At 34.4% G+C, this 22,294-nt stretch carries 22 protein-coding genes and 1 tRNA gene; 8 read left to right on the top strand and 15 right to left on the bottom strand.

The window, feature by feature from the left end:
• Nucleotides 1-31: 31 nt before the first annotated feature.
• The 10 genes from IPK88_13425 to trxA all read right to left on the bottom strand — a co-directional run bounded on the left by IPK88_13425 (nt 32) and on the right by trxA (nt 8,762).
• The gene (locus tag IPK88_13425) at nt 32-799 is read right to left on the bottom strand and encodes a class I SAM-dependent methyltransferase (protein ID MBK8244424.1); all 768 of its coding nucleotides are present in this window, start codon (nt 797-799) and stop codon (nt 32-34) included.
• On the bottom strand, nt 792-1,703 hold the full coding sequence (locus tag IPK88_13430) for a class I SAM-dependent methyltransferase (GenBank protein ID MBK8244425.1): 912 nt from the start codon (nt 1,701-1,703) through the stop codon (nt 792-794). The genes IPK88_13425 and IPK88_13430 overlap by 8 nt, the downstream gene beginning before the upstream one ends.
• 79 nt (nt 1,704-1,782) lie before the next feature.
• The gene (locus tag IPK88_13435) at nt 1,783-3,522 is read right to left on the bottom strand and encodes an OmpA family protein (GenBank protein MBK8244426.1); all 1,740 of its coding nucleotides are present in this window, start codon (nt 3,520-3,522) and stop codon (nt 1,783-1,785) included.
• A gap of 184 nt (nt 3,523-3,706) precedes the next feature.
• Nucleotides 3,707-4,084, bottom strand: a complete 378-nt coding sequence (locus IPK88_13440; GenBank protein ID MBK8244427.1) for a LysM peptidoglycan-binding domain-containing protein — start codon at nt 4,082-4,084, stop codon at nt 3,707-3,709.
• A 229-nt stretch (nt 4,085-4,313) separates the two neighbouring features.
• On the bottom strand, nt 4,314-5,615 hold the full coding sequence (locus IPK88_13445) for a hypothetical protein (protein MBK8244428.1): 1,302 nt from the start codon (nt 5,613-5,615) through the stop codon (nt 4,314-4,316).
• A gap of 474 nt (nt 5,616-6,089) precedes the next feature.
• A tRNA-Ala gene (locus IPK88_13450) sits at nt 6,090-6,163 on the bottom strand.
• A gap of 112 nt (nt 6,164-6,275) precedes the next feature.
• Nucleotides 6,276-6,674, bottom strand: a complete 399-nt coding sequence (locus IPK88_13455; protein MBK8244429.1) for an RNA-binding S4 domain-containing protein — start codon at nt 6,672-6,674, stop codon at nt 6,276-6,278.
• Nucleotides 6,675-6,681: 7 nt separating this feature from the next.
• Nucleotides 6,682-7,431 (bottom strand): polyphosphate kinase, encoded by a 750-nt coding sequence (locus IPK88_13460; GenBank protein ID MBK8244430.1) that lies wholly within the window; start codon nt 7,429-7,431, stop codon nt 6,682-6,684.
• Between the two features lie 16 nt (nt 7,432-7,447).
• Nucleotides 7,448-8,374, bottom strand: coding sequence for a DUF58 domain-containing protein (locus IPK88_13465; GenBank protein ID MBK8244431.1), 927 nt, complete (start codon nt 8,372-8,374; stop codon nt 7,448-7,450).
• Nucleotides 8,375-8,441: 67 nt separating this feature from the next.
• Nucleotides 8,442-8,762: a thioredoxin gene (gene trxA, locus IPK88_13470; GenBank protein ID MBK8244432.1), complete on the bottom strand. Its 321-nt coding sequence runs from the start codon at nt 8,760-8,762 to the stop codon at nt 8,442-8,444.
• An 80-nt stretch (nt 8,763-8,842) separates the two neighbouring features.
• Here trxA and IPK88_13475 point away from each other — a divergent pair, with 80 nt between their 5' ends.
• A complete protein-coding gene (locus IPK88_13475) occupies nt 8,843-9,937 on the top strand; it encodes a DUF3810 domain-containing protein (protein MBK8244433.1) in 1,095 nt (364 codons plus the stop codon).
• 63 nt (nt 9,938-10,000) lie between these two features.
• Here the strand turns inward: IPK88_13475 and IPK88_13480 are convergent, their stop codons facing one another.
• The 3 genes from IPK88_13480 to IPK88_13490 all read right to left on the bottom strand — a co-directional run bounded on the left by IPK88_13480 (nt 10,001) and on the right by IPK88_13490 (nt 12,685).
• Nucleotides 10,001-10,234 (bottom strand): DNA-binding protein, encoded by a 234-nt coding sequence (locus tag IPK88_13480; protein ID MBK8244434.1) that lies wholly within the window; start codon nt 10,232-10,234, stop codon nt 10,001-10,003.
• 88 nt (nt 10,235-10,322) lie between these two features.
• Nucleotides 10,323-11,435: an alanine dehydrogenase gene (gene ald / locus IPK88_13485; GenBank protein ID MBK8244435.1), complete on the bottom strand. Its 1,113-nt coding sequence runs from the start codon at nt 11,433-11,435 to the stop codon at nt 10,323-10,325.
• 413 nt (nt 11,436-11,848) lie between these two features.
• Nucleotides 11,849-12,685, bottom strand: a complete 837-nt coding sequence (locus tag IPK88_13490) for a 1,4-dihydroxy-6-naphthoate synthase (GenBank protein ID MBK8244436.1) — start codon at nt 12,683-12,685, stop codon at nt 11,849-11,851.
• Between the two features lie 40 nt (nt 12,686-12,725).
• Here IPK88_13490 and IPK88_13495 point away from each other — a divergent pair, with 40 nt between their 5' ends.
• The 3 genes from IPK88_13495 to IPK88_13505 all read left to right on the top strand — a co-directional run bounded on the left by IPK88_13495 (nt 12,726) and on the right by IPK88_13505 (nt 15,569).
• Complete coding sequence (locus IPK88_13495; GenBank protein ID MBK8244437.1) at nt 12,726-13,397, top strand: RNA pseudouridine synthase; 672 nt, start codon at nt 12,726-12,728, stop codon at nt 13,395-13,397.
• A gap of 296 nt (nt 13,398-13,693) precedes the next feature.
• A complete protein-coding gene (gene fsa / locus IPK88_13500) occupies nt 13,694-14,359 on the top strand; it encodes a fructose-6-phosphate aldolase (protein ID MBK8244438.1) in 666 nt (221 codons plus the stop codon).
• A 187-nt stretch (nt 14,360-14,546) separates the two neighbouring features.
• On the top strand, nt 14,547-15,569 hold the full coding sequence (locus IPK88_13505; protein MBK8244439.1) for an SRPBCC family protein: 1,023 nt from the start codon (nt 14,547-14,549) through the stop codon (nt 15,567-15,569).
• A 76-nt stretch (nt 15,570-15,645) separates the two neighbouring features.
• Here IPK88_13505 and IPK88_13510 read toward each other — a convergent pair whose 3' ends face one another.
• The gene (locus IPK88_13510) at nt 15,646-16,506 is read right to left on the bottom strand and encodes a hypothetical protein (protein ID MBK8244440.1); all 861 of its coding nucleotides are present in this window, start codon (nt 16,504-16,506) and stop codon (nt 15,646-15,648) included.
• A gap of 9 nt (nt 16,507-16,515) precedes the next feature.
• Nucleotides 16,516-17,238: a TIGR00730 family Rossman fold protein gene (locus IPK88_13515; protein MBK8244441.1), complete on the bottom strand. Its 723-nt coding sequence runs from the start codon at nt 17,236-17,238 to the stop codon at nt 16,516-16,518.
• Nucleotides 17,239-17,378: 140 nt separating this feature from the next.
• Here IPK88_13515 and IPK88_13520 point away from each other — a divergent pair, with 140 nt between their 5' ends.
• The 4 genes from IPK88_13520 to IPK88_13535 are packed head-to-tail and all read left to right on the top strand — an operon-like array spanning nt 17,379 to nt 22,238.
• Complete coding sequence (locus IPK88_13520; GenBank protein ID MBK8244442.1) at nt 17,379-18,620, top strand: aminotransferase class I/II-fold pyridoxal phosphate-dependent enzyme; 1,242 nt, start codon at nt 17,379-17,381, stop codon at nt 18,618-18,620.
• Between the two features lie 16 nt (nt 18,621-18,636).
• The gene (locus IPK88_13525; protein ID MBK8244443.1) at nt 18,637-19,710 is read left to right on the top strand and encodes a mannose-1-phosphate guanylyltransferase; all 1,074 of its coding nucleotides are present in this window, start codon (nt 18,637-18,639) and stop codon (nt 19,708-19,710) included.
• A gap of 42 nt (nt 19,711-19,752) precedes the next feature.
• Entirely contained in the window at nt 19,753-21,078 is a 1,326-nt protein-coding gene (locus tag IPK88_13530; GenBank protein MBK8244444.1) for an amino acid permease, read from the top strand.
• Nucleotides 21,075-22,238: a PLP-dependent transferase gene (locus IPK88_13535; protein ID MBK8244445.1), complete on the top strand. Its 1,164-nt coding sequence runs from the start codon at nt 21,075-21,077 to the stop codon at nt 22,236-22,238. Before IPK88_13530 ends, IPK88_13535 begins: the two co-directional genes overlap by 4 nt.
• Nucleotides 22,239-22,294 lie beyond the last annotated feature (56 nt).

Genomic DNA, 22,294 nt, shown 5'->3' on the forward strand with positions numbered 1-22,294 from the left:
TTTTTTTTTTTGACTGTTAATTCAATTCATTTTATTTTGTTGCAATAATAAAAAGGTCTAAGCTTTCAGGATTCTCCTGACTTAAATAAAAATCATTAGTAGAAATATCTGTTGTTAGCGCAACATTGTTCTTTGCAATATTTTTTCGATTCATTCTATTGAAAAAATCATAAGGAACCTGAAGCCATTTTCTGGGTAGTCGATATTGTAAATTAAAAATATCAAAACGGGTAATTCTTTTTACAGAAGCTTTATTTTTTTCAATATAATCATTTACTTTTTTGTTCCCAAAAGTCCCCAGCATTTCTATTTTGGTAAACTGATTTTTTCGGAAAAGTTCAGCAAGTTCACTGGCTAGATATTCTCTGATATGCCACGGATTCCTGGTGAGTGATTGCAGTCGATTTGGGGTGGTGAGCAGCGCCTTTCCATCCTTTTTTAAAACCCTGTAAATTTCTTTAACAAAGGCATCGTCAGGCTCTATATGTTCAATAAGTTGAAAAGCTATAACAAAATCAAAACTCTGATCTGGAATATTAACAAATGGTGGAATTTCCATTTGGATAAATGTGGTATTTGGGTATTTTGTAAAATCAATATTACTTGAAAATTTGTCGATCGTTGTAAATGAATCACACTGTGGCGCCATATAAGATAATCCAATTCCGCTGCCCGTTCCTATTTCTAAAACTTTACCATGAATTCTTTTTGCTGCTTGCTGATAGGCATAAAGACAGCGTTGATATACATAATTATCACTGTAATCATGACTGGATACGCGCTCTGCTGTGTCATTCATTGTTGGTCACATTTATTTTTTGAAAAATATATAATATTGAGCTGGTTTTTTTAGGATTGAAACGACTTATTAAATTAGAAATAAATCCAATAATCAATGCTTTTACTATTGATAATGCATTTTTATTAAACGACTCACTTAGCATAGCAACATAATAAGAATCAAAAGGCATTCTTTTAATGTCCATTAATTTGAATCCAATGGGATGAACTAATTGTTGAATCGTTGTGTAATCAAAATGCCAAAGGTGTCGCGGTACATCATATGCAGCCCAATGTTCTTTATAATGAGTCGCATCATATGATTGATAATTTGGAACAGCAATAATTAGGTATCCATTCTGGGTTAATGCATTTCGTATAGCTGTGAGATACAATTTGGGGTCGTAAATATGCTCCAACACATGCCACATTGTTGCTACATCAAAGGTGTTCATGAGTGTGCCTGATAATAATGTCTCCGGGTCGCGAACATCTATTTTAAAATGTTCAATACTAAAATCTCTGGCTGATTTATTTTTTTCAATTCCCAATACTTCAAAGCCATGTGATTTCATCTCATTTAGAAAATAACCTGTCCCGCTTCCGATGTCAATTACTTTTTTTATTTGGCTTAATGGATCAATGATCATTCTTTTTTTTCTCAACATGAATGTTCGAATCCAATGATAGGTTTTTGCTATTACACCTTTGGTTGTATCGGAATGAGATATGTATTGGTTACTTTCATAATAGCGACCAATGTTTGATTCAAAAGGAGGATTTTGTGTGAATAGTAGGGTGCAAGTTTGGCATTTAAATAATTCAAATGTTTCTTGACTGATGCTGTAATCTTTAATAGAAAAGGCCTTGTTTATTGCTGAAGAATGGCAGAAAGGGCATTGAGAAAATGGGATTGGAAGCATAAGGTGTTCTCCGATGGAATCTCTGAAAATTTAATAATTTAAAGTGCAAATATATTATTATTCAATATCATATGTTTGATTACTGGCTAATATTGGTTATTTTTATTTCAACCCTTTGGTTTTTTTGCCTGCCTGATAAGGTCTCATTGGAGGCTACGGGTACTCTTTTGCCATATCCACGGTGAGATATTTGGTTTAGTGGTATACCTTTTTCATATAAATATTGAGCTACATTCTTCGCTCTCGCTGCCGACAATTGGTCGCAATATTCATGAGGCGGAATACCATTGGTATGGCCACCTATTTCAACATATATGTCTTTATTGGTGGACAAGAAATTGAATATTTCATCCAGAACTAAATAGGATTCTGAAGATATATCGGATGAATCCGAAGTGAAATACAATTCGTTAATCCTAAGTGTCTGGCCAACCACAATTTTCTTTCGATCCAAATCGGGTATGGCTCTAGGAGCTTCAATGTAAACTTCTGCTTGCTGAAAACACTGATTTTGGTCGTATATTTTGACGATATGTTTGCCGGCGGATAGATTAGTTGTACTTAAACCAGATTTGCCATTATCCCAGATGATACGATAAGGAAAAGTACCACCAGTTACTTCGATCTTGGCTTTGCCATCTTTTCTATTAATTTCAGTCACCCGTTCTTTTTGAATGACGCTTATTTGGATGGGTTCTGGTTCTTTGATTAAGACCGATGCAGTAAATTCTTCTCCTTCGGCATCGACAACGGTAACTGTATAATTTCCTGCACCAATAGTATCCTTTTTTGCACCTTGCATTGTCGGATTATTCCATAAATAGGAATATGGAGTTTTTCCCCCTCTGGTAATCACGGTAATTTGGGCTGTCTTTGCTCCGGGACATTTGATTTCGCCTTTAGAAAAGACCACGACAGAAAGCTCTTCAGCCTCGCCCTCAATAATGTCAACTCGAAATAATCCCCGATCTGCCGTTCCTACCCAAAGGTCGTCGTTTTTGTCGCATGCTAATGATAGGGTTTGTGCAGATACAAATCCATAGTCTTTATCAATTTGAAGTATTTTATCATTGATGGGATCAAATTGTACCAGGGTTTCGGAGGCTATATAAACTTGACCTTTGGAATCAGCTACAATAGCTCTAACAGGACCTTTGCTTAAACCTCTTTTGACAGCAGCATCCTGCCATCTGTCTCGGCCTTCTTCTTTATAAATGAGCCACATTTTTTTCTCTGCCAGCAACCAAATACCATCCTTGGTGGCAATAGCGCCAGTGATTTTGTGGTCCTTTTCATATTGATCCCATTTTTTATTATCGATAATAACAACTCCATTATCTGTACCTACCCATAATTTCCCTTCCTTGTCTGGATACAGCATGTTAATATGATTCGATTTCAGTTTGCTGTTATCTGTAGTATAATGATTCAGAATCTTATTTTGATCATCTGAAACCTTGAATAATCCATTGTTGGTTCCAACCCATATATCTCCTTTAAAATAAGACATGCAGGTGATTTCAAGATTTTTATCACTGAGTATTATTTTTTGCTTTTGATCTTCTGTGATGAGTTGTTGTTTTCTATTGCCAAACCAGACCATCTCGCTTTTATCTTCTGCTAGACTACTGATGCTATCTGAAATCATCAATTCCGGTTCAGAATCCATACTTATAACTCGGTAAAGACCTTTATCTGTTCCTAGCCATTTGTAATTTTGCTTATCAATAAGGATGGCTCTGACCGCTTCTCTTGGATCTAGTTTTTGATAATTTTCAACAATAGCGTTTTTCTTTTCTTGGGCGAATAATGAATTCAAAGAAAAGAGGATTTCAAAAATAAACAGCAGACGAAAAAAAATAGTCATAATATATATTAATAGTCATTTAACGTAAGTAGGCGTTAAATTAGTTTGAATTTTGGTGGATTGGTATTTTAATTTGAAATAAAATAAAAAGCCCCATCCAAAAGGAGTGGGGCATATCATTTATTGAGTTCAAAAACTAATCATTAGGAATGATTAATTCCTGACCTGGATGTATAATATCCGGATTCTTTAAAATATCACTATTTGCAGCAAAAATCTGTTTGTATTTCATCGGATCTTTGTAATAATGCTTAGCAATCAAACTTAAACTTTCTCCCTTAGCTACAGTATGCTTAGTATAATAAGAAGTGTTGCTTACATTAATATCAGCAATTAAATCGCTTGGGCTATCACCAGATATTTCCTTGATTTTGTCCCAAATTTGGTCTTTTTGATATTGAGTTTCAGTAGTTCCTCTAACTTTAAGTACGCCGTTTTCTTCAATAACACTTCCGTCTTTTACGCCTAATTTTTGACCTAAATCAAGAACTGCTTTGTATTTTTCTTGTAACATGATAAGATGAATTAATTTTTGTGAAATAATGTGTTCATAACCTTTGAAGTAGGTTTTTAGTTCCAAAAATGACTCGTTTTTTTAACTAATTTTTATAGATGCCTATGAATAAATGTAAAGGATTGATTATTAATGCCTTAGTTTAGTTGGTTTCTAGGTGAACCAAAAGCAATACCTGATAAGGTTGAAATGTCGGGGATATAAAAATGTCAGATAAATTTAAATTACTTTATTTAGCGCAATCTATAATTCCTTTTATTTTGCCAATAGATTTAACTTGAATCGTTTTTTTCTCCCAAATTGAATTGTCCGTTTCCAAAATTGAATTATGTGTACTCAATTCGACTTCAGCTGGAGTTTTTTTAATATCTAAAGTTGAAGATTGACCTAGGCAATTAAGACCATTCTTGTTGGTATTAAACATAGCAAAACTTAAAGTTTTGTCATAAATCACTTGACAATCACCGGATTTACTCAAACTTAAATGTCTTATTTGTTCATAGGGTTTAGTGGTATTAAATGAATTCCACTTTATATCTCCATCAACTGTTAGGCCAGCTCTTAACATACCACCAGCATGGCCATAAGAATCGGCTGTAAAAACGATATCTTGCTTATCATCTAAAACTGCTGTTTTAATAGCAAGTTCTGCATTGGTTTGATAGGTATTGGCCCAAATTATTGTTCCTTTGATGTCCGTCTTAATGATAAATAAGTCTATCCGTTTAGAAATCGAAATGGCTGATCCAAAATAATAAACGGTACCATATGTCGTTTCCAGGACTTTGCGAATATCGAAGTCCGTAAATTTTTCCCGGTCTATAATAAATTGAAATTGACTGACTATTTCACCTGTTTTAGAAATTCTAAGTGTCGGTGCAATAAAATATTTTCTACGAGTGGTACCGTCTATGTAGGCACCTTTTTGTTTGAAGTGCATTAAGAAATCTCCGCTCTTAGTTGGTATTAAATCAGACATAACATCTACCAAATCTACTTTTTTGGTCCACTTGATCTCACCTTCTTTATTAACCAAGGTTAAGTATGCATAGTAAGGCGTTGATAGTGGATTTTTACTGATTACAAGTATATTTCCTTGGGCATCACAAGCACCTGCGGGCTCTTCGAATGCTTGTAACTGAGCATTGCTGTAAGTCCATTGGGTTTCCATTTGTTTGTTGACACAAGTAATTAAAGCATTTCTTCCTTCGAAACCATAACCCGAAAACACAAAATTGTTTCCAGAATGAAAACCCTTTTCTAATCGAAAATCATTTAAACTATTTCCAAAAGTAAAACCATCACATTGATCTGAACCATATTTTGCTAAAATGACAAACCCATCTTTCCGTGTGGATCCATTGGATTGCTCCGCATATTTTGAGCTTTCACCACAAATGGCCACTTGATCCGTCTCGAAATTCACCGCATCACAGGTAATTCCTTTGTTATCCAGATGCATTGCCTTTTGTCCTCCGGATTGAACACTACAAGCACATGCCACACACAACAATAATAACAATCGATACATAGGGTTCATTTTTTGTGCAAAGATGGGAAAGAAATAGAATATGGACAAGGGAGAAACAAGAGTTGTCTTTATCTTGTCAAATGATAGGTTTCAAATGAATAAATAAAATTGTAGATATTTTATTGGAGTAGATTTTTGCGATTTATTTTCTAGAATGAATTCAAATTATTTTTTAATAAAAAAAATGTATTAAGGCGATTATAAATAGTGTAATCAAAGATAAAATGAAATTAAAATTTTACTAAACGTAAATATTAAATTCATTTTTTTGAGATAATGAAAGAAATATATAACACACGGTAATGTTTAGATTTAAATTGAAAATTATAAATCGTTCATTAAGGAAAAATGGTCAAAGTATATTGTAACGAAACAGTAAATGAATTTTGATTGGAATAATTGAAAAACAAAAAGGGTATTAAATTTAGTTACTTTAAAAATTATTTCTTTTTATTTGTGAGTAGATTAAATTTGTGGAGGTTATCGGGCTCGAACCGACGACCTCTTGCATGCCATGCAAGCGCTCTAGCCAACTGAGCTAAACCCCCAAGAGAATTATTTAGGCTGTATTATAATAGCTTATGGAAAACTTACATATAGTATCCGATAAGTTCGGCAAAGGTAATTGGATTTTCGATATTTGGGAAGTAAAATTTAGTGTCAATCTTCAATGTCATCCCAATCAAATGTCGGTTCTTTGATGCTATCGATATCCCTCCTTTCGCGTTTCGTGGGTCGGCCTGTTCCTTTCTCACGAAATTCACTTTGTGCTCCTCCAATATACCATTCGTTGAATTTATTCAACTCTTGTTCTGGGGTTAAATTTTCATAACAGGTGACTGCAATTGGGGCGCCAACTCTGGAAGGTATTAACTTGTTTACTTTGAAAACCAGGTTGAAATTATTTTTTCGGATGGTTAGTACTAGACCTTCCTTAATGATATATGAAGCTTTTACAGCTGCGTCATTTACTTTGATCTTTCCGGATTTACAGGCATCTGCTGCTATGGTTCTGGATTTGTATAAACGGACAGCCCAAAGCCACTTGTCAATTCTCATAATGTAATTAAGATTGGCTTTCTATCAGTGGATATTCTGGATTTAAATTGGATAATGTTTCATAGACTTTTTTAGCAACGATGTAATCCCGATACCATCGGTGATCTGCAGGAACGATCATCCAAGGGATATCACTGCCATTAATTGCTGCTTCATAGTATCGCATATATTTATCCCATAATTTGCTCTCTTCATAATCGGCAGGGTTGAATTTCCATTGTTTTCCGGGTGTGGTTTTTCGTTCATCTAATTTTTCTAATTGCCTTTCATGTGAGATGTGTAAATAAAATTTTAGAATAGTGGTTTGATTGTCTTCTTGTAATAGTTTTTCAAAATTGTTTATGGCTTCAAGTCTCATCAATGCCCGGTCATCATTTATCCATTCATGAACCCGCTGAATTAAAATGTCCTCATAATGGGATCTAATAAATATTTTTATTTGTCCTTTAGCTGGCGTTTGTTTATGGATGCGCCATAAAAAATCATGTGCAAATTCTTCTTCTGTGGGTTTTTTAAAAGCATAGGCATCAATACATAAAGTTGGACATGATTCGAATACATTTTTTGCGGCACCATCTTTACCGCTTGCATCCATTCCTTGTAAAACAATAAGTAGGCTGCTTTTTTTTTCGGCAAATAATTTATCAGCCAGAATACCAATGTTTTCAATAAGTTCTTTGGTCTCCTTTTTAATATTTTTTTTATTGATTTTTTTTGGAGCGCTTGTAGCTAGTTTTGAAAGAATTATTTTACCCATATTATTGAAATTTAAATTAATTCATTTTTTTTCTTTTAACTAAAAATGATTGTAATATATAATTATATCCTGCGTGAATATCTGATTCATTATAATCTATACGATATTGTATACATTTAGATTTGATACTATCATGATATTTTTGGATGTTATTTAAATATTTTTCTTTGATTTGGTGAGTCTGAAGTCTTACTTTTTCACCAGTTTCCATGTCAACAAACTGATAAGGTCTGTTTTCAAAATTGAATTCTAATTCCAGATTTCGATCCACAACATGAAATAAAATGACTTCATGTTTGTTGTGTTTTAAATGTTGAATGGCAGTAAAAATGTCATCAAGTTTATCTGCATGGTCAAACATATCTGTAAATAAGATAACCAGTGATCTTTTATGAATCTGATCTGCTATTTGGTGGAGTGATTCTGCTGCGGAGGTCGTTCGATATGCAGTTGGAGCTTGCATTCGTTGCTCCAGATAATTAAGTAGCAACTGGTAATGCGTTGTGCTCGATTTTGTTGTTGAATGGACCTGAATTTCTTGATCAAAAAGGGATAAGCCGAATGCATCTCTCTGTTTTTTAAGTAAATTCATAATGCACGCGGCTGCTAGTGCTGAGAATTTATACTTATTCAAAATAAGTCCAGACGAAAGTTTTTCCTCAGGAAAATACATGGATGAGGAGATGTCAATAACTAGTTGACATCTTAAATTGGTTTCCTCTTCATACCTTTTGGAATATAATTTATCGGTGCGGCCATATACTTTCCAATCAATATTTTTTGTGGATTCTCCGGTATTGTAGATCCGATGTTCAGCAAATTCAACACTAAAGCCATGGAATGGTGATTTATGTAGTCCAATAATAAAACCTTCCACCACTTGACTAGCCAATAATTCCAGATGATTAAAAGCCTGAACAGGAAATTGATCAAAAAAACTCATATCTATAAAAAAAAATATGCCCTTATCGTATTCGGATAAGGGCTGTGATGATTCCTATTTAATTCTATTAATTGACTAAAGCGTCAATTTTTTGTTTTAAAGTGGCTTTAGTAGCAGTTCCTACATGTTTTTCAACAACCTGACCATTCTTTATAAATAGTATTGTAGGAATTGATCGAACTCCAAATTGGGTTGAAACCTGCGGATTATGATCCACATTAAGTTTTCCAATTTTTACTTTACCCGCATATTCAGTGGATAATTCATCAATAATCGGTCCTACAAGCCGACAAGGGCCACACCATTCAGCCCAAAAATCAACAACGGAAACACTATCTGGTGCCAATGCATCAGTTGGAAAGTTGCTATCTGTAAATTCAAATGCCATGTTTTTTAATTTTTATTAATTGGGAAACAATACCTAGTTTTAAATGGTTCAAATGGGAACATAATATTGTAAATGTAGGTATGTTAAAGATTTTAACAAAATCAAATCGGGTCTTATTTATTAGTTTGGTTGTTTGTTTATTGACTTTTAGTCTAGGAATATTACTAAAGCGTTTACCAACAGCCCAGTTGGATGACTTCTATACCAATACTTTGTATAGAGGATTTCGATTTGTTTGGGATTACAGTGTGGGGTTGCTCCCAATTCCAATTATTTATTTGTGGTTTTTATTTATCGTGGTAGGTATTATCAGGTTAATTTATCTAACTGTAAAACGGAGAATTTCTGCAATCCGGTTATTGGTTAATTTGATTTCGGGGCTTATGATACACCTCAGTTGGTTTTATTTAACCTGGGGTTTTAATTATTTTAGAAGTCCTTTAATAGAGCGGTTGCCTCTTAATTTAAACATAAATAAGTATGAATTAAGAGACGCTTATTGTGAAATAACTGAAAAAATAACAGTATTAAAATCGAACTTGGTTAATTCAAATTCTAATTTAGAAGGTTTAAGTGACCCAGATTTGAAAAGGATTTTGAATGATCAGTTGGGACTACTATTTAATCAATTTAAATTAGTAGACATTCCAAATGTAAATTGTAGAATCATTTGGCCGGGATCTCTTTTGATTTGGGCTTCAGCTGGTGTATATTGGCCATTTTCAGGTGAAGCTAATATTGATGGTGGTATTCACAGGATTCAAGTACCATTTACCATGGCCCACGAAATGTGTCATGCTAAAGGGTGGACAGATGAAGGGGAGTGTAATTTTTTAGCTTATCTGGCATGTGATCGGAGTAAGGACATCGAAATAAAATACAGCGGCAATTTAGCTTATTGGAGGTATTTGAATTCCAGTATGTGGCTCTTAGATCCTGAATGGACCTCTTTTGAATTAGATCAATTAGCTGAAACAATACAAAGTGACCTGAAGGAAATACGCAAAAAAATGGATCGATATCCTGAAGTTTTTGAATCGTTGAGATTACTGTTTTATGACCAATATTTAAAAGTGAATGGAATTCGTTCAGGAATTGAAAGTTATTCGGATTTGGTTAAGTGGATCATTTCATTTGAACGGGATATTGTTCAAAAGTCAAAACCAACAAAATAAAAAAGGGCCTTTTTTATTAAAAAGACCCAATTGATAGGTAAAGTTAAATGTGACTTTTATATTTTAATTTTCAGATATAATTTGTTTGGCCATGTTTAGTATGGTTTCATCTTCAATCAGAACAACACCGCCATTTGGACCAGATTCTAGATGATTCCCACTGTGCTCTAGATGATGTGCTCCGAAATAATTTCTAACGATCTGTTCATCCAAATTAAGTTTAGTGGCGATTCTGGATATACTGCCACTGGGTAATTGGTGTTTGATTTGACGTAATTCATCTAAGGTTATGTACATATTTAAGTGGTTTAAAAATGTGAATAATAAATCGACCCCTTAAAATAAGACGTTTTTATAATACCTAGATTGTTTTTATATAAAAAAATTATAAAAATTCTTCTACAGAAGTATATTCCAGATCGAAAGCAGAAGCAACGCCTTTATAAACCACTTTGCCATTAACAATATTAAGTCCTAATTTTAATGAATTATTTTCTTGACATGCTTTCTTCCACCCTTTTTCGGCAAGTAAGATGGCATATGGTAGGGTAGCATTGGTTAATGCTACTGTGGAAGTATAGGGTACTGCTCCAGGCATATTGGCTACACAATAATGAACCACTTCATCAATTATATATATAGGGTCATCGTGAGTTGTAGGTTTGGAAGTTTCAATACAACCTCCTTGATCAATTGCGACATCGACCAATACAGTGCCTGGATGCATGGTTTTTAACATATCTCGTGTAACCAGATTTGGGGCTTTTGCACCGGGAATCAATACTGCTCCTACTATTAAGTCATGTGTTCTAACCAGTTCTCTGATGGTTAATTCATTAGAATACATGGTAATGACATTAGCCGGCATAACATCAGCAAGGTATCGTAATCGATTTAAACTTATATCTAATAAGGTAACCTGAGCACCTAATCCTGCCGCCATTTTAGCTGCTTGCGTACCTACTATACCACCACCTAAAATAAGTACTTTTGCGGGAGGAACGCCTGGCACTCCACCTAAAAGTATTCCTTTTCCTTTTTGTGGTTTTTCAAGATATTTAGCCCCTTCTTGTATAGCCATGCGACCAGCTACTTCTGACATGGGAATTAATAATGGTAAGCTTCTGTCCGGTAATTCAACAGTCTCATATGCTAAACAAACGGCTTCGCTTTTAATCATTGCATTAGTCAACGGTTCATATGATGCGAAATGAAAATAGGTAAACAATAATTGGTCTTTCCGGATTAATGGATATTCAGATGCAATGGGTTCCTTAACTTTTATAATCATCTCAGCTATGGCATAAACTTCTTCAATAGTCTTAAGGATTTTAGCACCCGCATCGATATACTTGTGATCTGGAAATCCACTTCCTTCGCCTGCTGTGGACTGCACATATACATCATGACCGCGTTTGTGAAGTTCAAAAGCACCTGCAGGGGTTAATGCAACACGATTTTCACTTGATTTAATTTCCTTAGGAACACCAATTATCATAAATTTCTTTTTAGTTGTGGATAATAATGGCGAAAATACAACGCTTACCGATATTCATTTAAATAGAATTCAGTTTTATTTATAATTGATGCACTGTAAAGAAATCGAATATGATATGGATATGAGAACTGTATAAATAACTCAAGCTTTAAATTAAGCCTTAGGAAGAATTCCAATGAATATTATGGCCTAAAAAAAAGAATGCCCGTATACGTTATACGGGCAAATCTTCATTTAATAACCAAAACTCAAAACTCAGATTATCCTTATCCAAATTCTGTGCCAACTTTTGTCGAAAATGAAGATTTGTAAGGTATTTAGACTTAAAATTAATAAAATCAGTTGTGTGTTCTATAAAGAAAATACTTAAATTAATATTATTATATATATCTTAATAGTTGTATAACATGTATTTATATAAAATTTAAGGTGCTTGTATCCAAAGTAGGGTGCGACAAGGTAAATAATTTATGAATGGCTGCTATAGAAGCGGAGTTGAACGAATAGCTGTGTTCATTGACATAAAGGTCAATGTGTTTTTTAATGACCTCCTCACTTAATTCCTGCGCATGTTGTGCAATAAATCGATAAATCTTTGGATAATGATCATTTGAAAATGTGATAGACGCTTGAATATTAGCTTTGATTTGAAGTTTAAGTTCAGGATTCAGACTCCTTTTAATTGCTATTAATCCCAATGGTATAGGGAGTTGATTTTGTTCTACCCAATGACTTCCTAAATCCAAAAGTTTGAATAGGCCTTTGGATTCGTAGGTAAAACGGTTTTCATGGATTATCACCCCGGCATCAACCTGGTGATTAAGAACCAAGGATTCTATTTGTGAAAAAACAACATTTTGTAATTTTTTTGCTGATGGGAAGGCAAATTTGAATAGGAAATGAGCTGTTGTATGAACACCTGGGAGTGCTATTTTTAGATTTGGAATTTCATTTAATTCTATGTTGTGATTTGCTATTAACAGTGGACCATTATTAGTGCCTAAGGCACCACCACAACTCAGGATATCATATTGGTCTATAATTTCAGGAAACTTTGCTGCACTTACTTTAATCAGATCGAATTGCCCTGAAGGAGCCAGTATATTTAATTCTTCAATATCATAATACTGGGCTTCAACTTCGTGATGTTGCGGAGCTGAAATCATTTGATTGATCCATGGTCCAAAAATAAATGTATCATTTGGACAAGGGGATATTGCCAGACTTAGTTTATTTTTGTGTCTATTCATGGTGCCTCATATTTTATACGAAGATAATCACATAATTGTTTTGGAGAAATATCCAGGGCTTTTATCACAAGGTGATGAGACAGGGGATCCTAATTTAGTTGACATTATTAAAGATTATTTAAGAGTTAAATACAGTAAGCCCGGCGAAATTTATGTAGGCCTGCTTCAGAGAATAGACAGGCCAGTTGGGGGTATTATGGTGGTCGCTAAAACATCTAAGGCATTCACTAGACTTCATGATCAGATTAAAGGAAGGACTGTCGACAAATTTTATCTTGCCATGAGTAAATCTGCTCCTCCTAAAGAAGAAGATTTGTTGTTCAATTATCTATTGAAGGATAGTAAAATTAATCGTACTACGGTTCACGATATTGAAGTTCCCGGAAGCAAAGAGGCAAAATTGCGATACAAATTGCTGGGCCAAAAAGATGACAAATTCATATTTCAGATTAAATTAATTACGGGCAGATCACATCAGATCAGAGCACAGATGGCCAATATTGGATGCCCTTTAATGGGTGATGTTAAATATGGTAATGTCCTGCAGAAACCTGCCTATAATTTATGCCTGTATGCTTACCACATATCGTTTGTGCATCCGGTTCAAAAAATCAAGATGACTTTTACTAACTTTCCTAAAGGGTCAGGCTATTGGACTGGAATGGAATCTTTTTTTCCAAGGGAAGAAACATTATTGCCACAGAATATTTAAATGATTAGTAAATAGTCATTGTTTTGTAGTTTACATATTTATTCATTTATTATTTGAGCAATAAGGTTTTATGTAAAATTTATGTTCAATAATATGTGATTATACCATATTTGACAATTCTTGCTTGAGGCTGAACATAAATTGAGCAAACTAATTTCCAAAATTTTTATACTTTTGCGGCTGGTGAGGGTTCACGACTGGCTCCTTCTAATCCCCCAGGGTAGAAATACAGCAAGGGCGTGAAGTCGTAGCGGTGCGATGGACTCTTGCCATTTTTTATTTATAAATCCCCCATTATGAAGTTTTTTATAGATACAGCGAATTTAGATCAAATCAAAGAAGCTAGCGAACTTGGTATTCTTGATGGTGTCACCACCAATCCGAGCCTTATGGCTAAGGAAGGTATTTCAGGTAAAGAAAATATCTATCGCCACTATAAAAAGATCTGTGATTTGGTTGAAGGAGATGTCAGTGCTGAAGTGATTTCAATTGATTTAGAGGGAATGTTGAGGGAGGGCAAAGAATTGGCAGAAATAGCAGACAATATTGTTGTTAAAGTGCCAATGACTAAGGATGGAATCAAAGCCATTTGTGAATTTACTGAATTAGGGATTAAAACCAACTGTACACTTGTATTTAGTGCAGGACAAGCTATACTTGCAGCAAAAGCGGGTGCTACTTATGTATCTCCGTTCATTGGCCGAATAGATGATTCGAATTGGGATGGCATGCAATTGATCAAAGATATTTTTGAAATTTATACTTTACAGGGATATGAGACTGAAATTTTAGCTGCATCGATTCGAAGCTCATATCAAATCGTTGAATCGGCCAAAGCAGGAGCAGATGTAGTTACTTGTCCCTTGGATGCTATTCTCGGATTACTGAAACATCCTTTGACAGATATTGGCTTGGCGAAATTTTTGGAAGACCATAAGAAAGCAGAAAGCGCAGCAAAATAATTTTTAGCTTCTATTGTAATTTTATTATCATGTTGTTGTAACAACATATTTCTTTTTGCTATTGCTCTCAATTGGCATTATTGGGTATTTACAATTCCGAAGTCAAGTAGACTATTTTTTGATATGAGATTTTTGATGACTAAAAAATGCTTTATATTTGTTCCCAAACAAAACAAAACAAAACGTAATGATTATTAAAATTCTAAAATGGATAGGCATTATCTTATTAAGTTTAATTCTTATCAGTTTTTTTCTTCCTTCTAAATCACATGTTGAACGTACAGCAATACTTAAAGCACCCACAGCTGTGATTCATAAATCAATTGCAGATTTACACCAGTGGCCGAATTGGTCGCCATGGATAAGAATGGATACAAATATTGTGCTTGAATATCAAAATAATCTGGTAGGGAAGGGAGCCAGTTATTCCTGGAAAAGTAAAATAGTAGGGAATGGCAAATTAGAAATCATTGAAGATAGTCCGGAATTCATTAAAGCGAAAATGGATTTTGATGGAATGGGAATTTCATTTGGGACATACACATTGAAAAACGAAGGAGAGGGAACAAAAGTTACCTGGAGTATGGATTCAGAAGGTGAAGGGATGCCTTTTTATTTTAAGCCAATAAGTAAATATTTCAATTTAATGATGGACAAAATGATTGGTCCTGACTTTGAAAAAGGTCTTCAAACTCTTGATGAATATAGTCTGCAAATGGCTAAACTATCAAGTGGCTCTGTATTAAGTGTAGAAGAAATGACTAGTAAAAATATGATTCTAGCCCAGATGATTGGAACTTGTTCACCTAATGAGATAGGCGCCAAACTTGGAGAGATGTATGGTGCAATTAATGAGAAAATTACTCCTGAACAAATCAAGGTCGTTGGGATGCCATTAGCTAGTTATCCAGAATTTGATCCTACAGCAAAGTTGGTAAGAGTACTAGCAATGTTGCCAGTTGACAAAAAATGTAAGTCATTAAAGGAAAGTGAGGTTTATTGTTTTGAAATTATAGGTCAAAAATTAATAAAAGCAGTCTTCCAGGGACCTTATGAAAACAGCAAAATGGCATATGATGCTATAGAAGCTTACATAAAAGAAAAAGGATACGAAACCAATGGACAGCCCTACGAAGAATATGCAAATGACCCAATGGAAGTAAAGGATCCAAATTTGTTTCTTACTAATGTATATTGGCCATACAAGTAATCTGGATTTAATCTTTTAATTTAAGTTGATTTAATTAGGAATTGCTAGCTTAATGACGTAATTGTTATTACGGTAATTATGCCTTAGAGGCATGTCTTTTATTGTATGCTATCCAGGATTGCAATCCGCCAGAATGTAGAAAATAGATATCGCCTGTTTGTGGATAATACTGTAAAAATTCAGTGAAAGCCATCATTAACCGACCTGTATAAATGGGATCTAATAGTATGCTTGTATGGTCATAAAATGAGGTTATAAAAGCAAGTAGTTTTTTATTAAATCCTCCAAATGCAACTTGAATTGATTCTTCGAGAATTATAATGCGGTTTGAAGGATCTAAATGCACTTTGCTTTTGACAGGAGATAAGCAGGCTAATTTTACATGTTGAGTTTGATTTAATATGGCATTTAGTGTGGTGCCTGATCCGTAAGCGATTGCAATGATGTTGTTTTTATGATCAAAATCTTTTGGAAATTCGGCTAATAATTTTGCAATACCCAAATCAGCAGATGGTCCGATTCCTCCTTCTCCAATCCAATAGGTATTGTTTTTTGCCATTGATTCTCCAATGGTTTCTTTTTGAGATCGGGAAATCAAATTTAATTTGGCATTCCAAAGTAAGGCATCTTGCATGGTTGGTGACAAATTATTTTCTGGATGTCCGTAGATGTATAGTTCACAGGGAATCTTAAGTTGGTTGCATGTCCAGGCTAATGCATGAAGATGATTAGAATGAGCGCCACCAATACTCGATATATTAGTGTAGGTTGATTTTAGATAATGCAATAAATGGCCCTCTAGTTTGCGCCATTTATTTCCACTGACCACAAGATGTATCAGGTCATCTCGCTTTATACGAATGCGAAGATCTTGATAAATAATTTCTTCACATGGACTGGGTAAAATAAATTGTGTAAGTAAATAGTTGAAGTCCATATCTTGCTACTAACTTTCACCCAACCACTTAATGGGTTTTAAAAGATTGTGTGGTCTAAGAATTGATTTAACTACAACATTTTTTTTGATGTGGTCTATAGCTTCTGAGATATCGTCCGTTACTAAAATCATATCCTTGTCTTTTTCGGCAATGGTACCTTTGATGACCAAATCTTCAATAAAAGCAACCAGATGTCTGTGAAAAGATTTTCCAAAGAGGATGATTGGAAATCCGGTGATTTTGCCTGTTTGTATTAAGGTAAGGGCTTCAAAAAATTCATCCATAGTGCCAAATCCTCCCGGCATGACCACAAATGCATAGGAGTATTTAATTAACATGGTTTTTCTGGTGAAAAAATAATCCATATCTACATGTCGATCTAAATAGGGGTTCGGTAGTTGTTCATTGGGTAAAACGATATTGCAACCTACGCTTCTTCCGCCCACTTCCCTGGCCCCTTTATTGGCGGCTTCCATGATTCCCGGACCACCACCGGTCATTATAGTAAAACCTAGTTTTGCAATTTCAGCAGCAAGGTCTTCCGTTATCTTATAATACATGTGTTCTTTGCTGAATCGAGCAGAACCAAAGATGGTAACACAGGGGCCAACAAAATGTAATCCCCGAATTCCTTTGAATAAGTCCCAGAAGACATCAAGCATATATTTGAATTCTTCCCATCTGTTTAATGGTCCCTCTAAAAAATGGATATCACCTTTTTTCTTTGACATGAGTTAATCAAATTTGAACTGCAAGATTAGAAAAAAACATTCATATTAGACTTTTTTTATATTTTACGTCCTTAAGCTAAAACCAATTCATGAGCCTCAATCAAAACTTAACTTCGAAAGACATAAATCTTGTTTCTCAAATGGCGGAAAACCTTATTCCATCAGAAATCATTAAGCTTGGTAACGAAATTAATGCAAGAAAAAGCAAGGGAGAGCAGATCTATAATTTAACGATTGGGGATTTTGATCCTCAATTATTTCCTATACCTGTTGATTTGCGTGATTTTATTATTCAGGCTTATATGGATGGGCATACCAACTATCCTGCTGCTAATGGAGTTCAGGAATTGCGAAATGTATTGTCCAAAACTTTAAAAGAACAATTAGATCTGTCTTACTCGTCTGAGGAAATTCTGATATCAGGTGGATCCAGACCTTTGATTTATGCTGTTTACCAAACGATTTTGGATCCGGGAGATAAGGTCATCTATGCAGTTCCTTCATGGAATAATAATCATTATTGTCATTTAAATCATGCAGCTAAAATTGAACTCGAAGTTGGGCCGGAACAAAATTTTATGCCAAGGGCAGAAGATATAAAGCCTTTTATAGAAGATGCCTATTTACTGGCGCTTTGTTCACCACAAAATCCCACCGGGACTGTTTTTTCGAAAGAAGTATTGATGGATATTTCAAAGTTGGTACTTGAAGAAAATAAACGTCGTAAAGGTGTAAAAAAACCACTCTATATTCTTTATGATCAAATTTATTGGCAATTAACCTTTGGGGGACTCAAACATGAGGATCCTGTACATTTGGTTCCAGAGTTAAGAGATTACGTCATTTACATTGATGGTTTGTCAAAAGTTTATGCGGCAACGGGAGTGCGCGTAGGGTGGAGTTTTGGTCCATTAGAGGTTATTAATAAAATGCGTGCTATATTGTCTCATGTAGGGGCATGGGCGCCTAAGGCTGAACAAATAGCCACAGCACGATTTCTAGAAAATCCAAAAGCAGTAAATGATTATTTGAATTGGTTTAAACCCCAAGTGGAATTGAGGTTAAGACAATTGTTTGAAGGTTTTGACGGGCTCCATAAATTGGGATTGCCGATTGAAGTTATTCCACCGCAAGCAGCCATTTATTTGACCATTAGATTTCCATTAGTTGGAAAAACAACAAAAGAAGGAAAATCATTGAATGTTCAAACGGAGGTAACACAATATATTTTAGATGAGTGTCATGTTGCTATGGTTCCATTTAAAGCTTTCGGAGGAACGGACCAATCTGAATGGTATAGAATATCTGTTGGAACTTTGAAACTGGAAGACATACCAATTATTATTGGGAACATTCGTAAAGGATTAGAACAACTACATTAATTAAAAATAGTAAGCAGTGAATGAAATGAATAAACATCATCATGCTATCATTATGGCTGGTGGAATTGGGAGTCGATTTTGGCCGCTAAGCAGGAATCAAAAACCCAAACAATTTATAGATATTTTAGGAACGGGTAAATCATTGATACAAATGACGTTCGATAGATTATGTCTTTGTGTTCCACAACAAAATATTTGGGTCGTCACGAATCTTGATTATTTCGAATTGGTTAAAGATCAATTACCATTGATAGAAAGCGACCGAATTCTTTGTGAGCCATCACGTAAAAATACTGCGCCATGCATAGCCTTTGCAGCTGCGGTATTAAAAGATTTAGATCCTGAATCATCTATGCTCATTGCTCCTTCTGATCATTTGATTTTAAACGATTTGCAATTTGTTAAAGACATACATGAAGGTTTTCAATTCGTTGAATCAACTCAGGGATTATTGACATTGGGCATTCAAGCATCAAGACCCGATACAGGATATGGTTATATACACTTTAATAACTATGAAAATCAATCGCATGATATTTTTCCAGTGGTTGCATTTGTGGAGAAACCCAATCATAATTTAGCATTACAATATTTAGAAAGCGGCAATTATTTATGGAATAGTGGGATGTTTATTTGGAAAACATCATCCATCATAAGCGCCATGGAAGAATATACTCCAGCAATTAGTGCTTTGTTTTCTGATTTTTCAATGGATCAACTTGAACTTATTTATGATCAGGTAGAATCTATTTCTATTGACTTTGCTGTGATGGAAAAATCCAAAAATGTATATGTTAAAACGGTTGATTTTGGTTGGAGTGATTTGGGTACATGGGGTTCCTTATATCATCTTAGTAAGCAAGATGACAGACAGAATGTAATTCATTCAGATAAGCAATTATTGTATGATGTGAACCAATGCATTATTCATAGTAATACAGATCAACTCATCGTAGTTCAGGGATTAAATGATTATATAATTATAAATACTGCAGATGTGTTGCTCATTTGTGAAAAATCAAATGAACAAAATATTAAACAAATGGTCGCAGATGCAGCAACTCATTTTGGGAAAAACAATTTTTCCTAATCAGAAGATTTTGATTTTTTTATACCATCATTAGGCTCCGTCATGAACATTGAAAAAAATAAATTAAATGTATTTTCCTTAACCATGATTGTGATTAGTCTGGTTATTGGAATGGGAATATTTAGAACGGCCTCTGATGCAGCATTAGCAGCGGGGACACCCGGCATTTTTTTTTGTGCCTGGATTTTTGGTGGGGTTATTGCACTATTTGGTGCACTCAGTTATGCTGAAATTGGCTCCAGGTATCCGATTATTGGTGGGTATTATAAAATATTTTCTTACGCCTTTCATCCATCTTTAGCCTTTGCTTTAAATTGTGTTATTCTTATTTCTAATGCCGCTTCCTTAGCAGGTGTGGCTTTAATTGGCACAGAATATATCGCTCCGGTATTATCTGATCATGCTATTTCGGATCTTGGTAAATCATGGATAGCCATGTCTGCTATTCTAACTTTTTATGGAGTGAATCTTCTGGGTTTGCGAATGAGCTCTAATACACAAAATGTATTGATGATCATTAAAATTGGGATGATACTCATATTAATTTTGTCTTTGTTTTTTATAAATCATTCAGCTGAACAAATTACAGAACAAGCAGTATCCTTGAGTTCCACTTCTATGTTAGGAGCATTTGGTGCGGCATTGGTTTCTGTTTGTTTTACATATGGAGGATATCAACAATCTATAAATTTTGGTGGGGAGGTTAATGACGCTAAAAGAGTTTTACCTCATGGAATCATTGTAGGGATATTCATCGTGATTATTCTTTATCTAACCGTTAATTATGCATATTATAAAATTATAGGTTTTGAAGAATTAAAACATGCGAAAGGTATTGCATCAATTATTGCTGAAAAAATATTTGGACCAATAGGAAAAACAGTTTTTTCTGTTTTGTTATTCACTGCTGTTTTAGCCTATGTCAATGTATTGTTGTTGAGTAATCCCAGGGTGATGTTTGCTATGGCGGATGATGGGATATTGCCAAAAATATTCCAGAAAAGGACTCAAGAGAAAGATGTTTTAATTGTAAGTTTAACAGTATTTACCTTGATTACGATCATTATACTTTTTTTTGCAAATACATTTGACAAAATACTTGGTTTTACGATGTTTCTAGACTCTATTGGAATGGCTACATCTGCTGCGACCTTATTTGTTATCAGAAAAAAAACAGCGCACCTGGACGGAACAGGAATTTATAAAATGAAATTATTTCCAATAGCTACATTAATTTTTATCAGTGCATATTTATTTGTCAGTTTTACGATAATTCGAAATACACCTTGGTTGGCGGGAATTGGGGCTTTAGTTTTTGTAGCATTTCTAGGTTTGTATTTTGTAATTAAAAAATGGAATATTAAATGAAAGACATATCTTATATTTTGAATGAATTGGGTGAGGATCGGGAAGATTATTTTAACGCGATTGCGCCACCCATAGTTCAAACCAGCAATTTTGCATTCAAACGAATTGCAGATCTCAGAGAACGGTTTAAAGATGAGTATGGAGGATATTTATATTCGAGAGGCTTAAATCCAACTGTAGATATTTTACGAAAAAAATTGGCAGCATTGGATGGTGCGGAAGATTGTTTGGTTTTTAATTCTGGAGCCGCTGCTATCTATTCTTCAGTTGTGCCTTTTGTATCTCATGGTGACCACATTATTTCTGTCAGAAAGCCGTATACCTGGGCTCAAAAATTATTTGACTTATGGTTGCCGAAGTTTGGTGTGACGACCACCTATGTTGATGGAAGGACTATTCAAAATATTGAGAACGCCATTCAAACCAATACAAAAATTATTTATTTGGAATCGCCCAATAGTTGGGATTATGCGATCCAGGATTTGAAACGTATTTCTGCACTTGCTAAGTCTAAAAATATTCTTACGGTTGTAGACAATAGTTATTGTACACCGATTTATCAAAAGCCCATTGAATTGGGAATCGATATTTCTATACAATCAGCAACGAAGTATATCGGTGGACATAGTGATGTGGTTGCAGGCGTATTGTGTGGTCCAAAAATATTGTTGAAGAAAATTTTCGATTTGGATTATTTATTGGTGGGCAATGGCATTCAACCATTCAATGCTTGGTTATTGATCCGTGGCATAAGAACGCTCCCAGTTAGATTAGAAGCCATATCCAAGACCACAAGATTAGTTATTGAATATTTAAAATGCCACCCGAAAATTGAAAAAGTGTTGTTTCCTTTGGATCCTGATTTTGATCAATACCTTTTAGCAAGCGAACAAATGCAAGGTGCTTGTGGATTGTTTTCTGTAATTGTAAGAACAGAAAAAGCTGAACACATAGAACGTTTTTGTGAGCAGTTAAAATGTTTTTTTATAGCCGTAAGTTGGGGAGGTTATGAGAGTCTGGTCATACCTAAAGTAGCTGGTATTGAAATAAATTCATTTGATGTTCATCAGGAAGATCATAGGATGATTAGATTTTATGTTGGTTTAGAAAGTGCGGATTATTTGATTAATGATTTAAAGCAAGCACTTGAATTTTTATAAATGAATTTGTATTAAGTAATTTATTTCATTTTTCAAATGCATTTTTAGAAGTTTTT

This window comes from Candidatus Defluviibacterium haderslevense, from assembly GCA_016712225.1.
Classification (GTDB): Bacteria; Bacteroidota; Bacteroidia; order Chitinophagales; family Saprospiraceae; genus Vicinibacter; species Vicinibacter haderslevensis.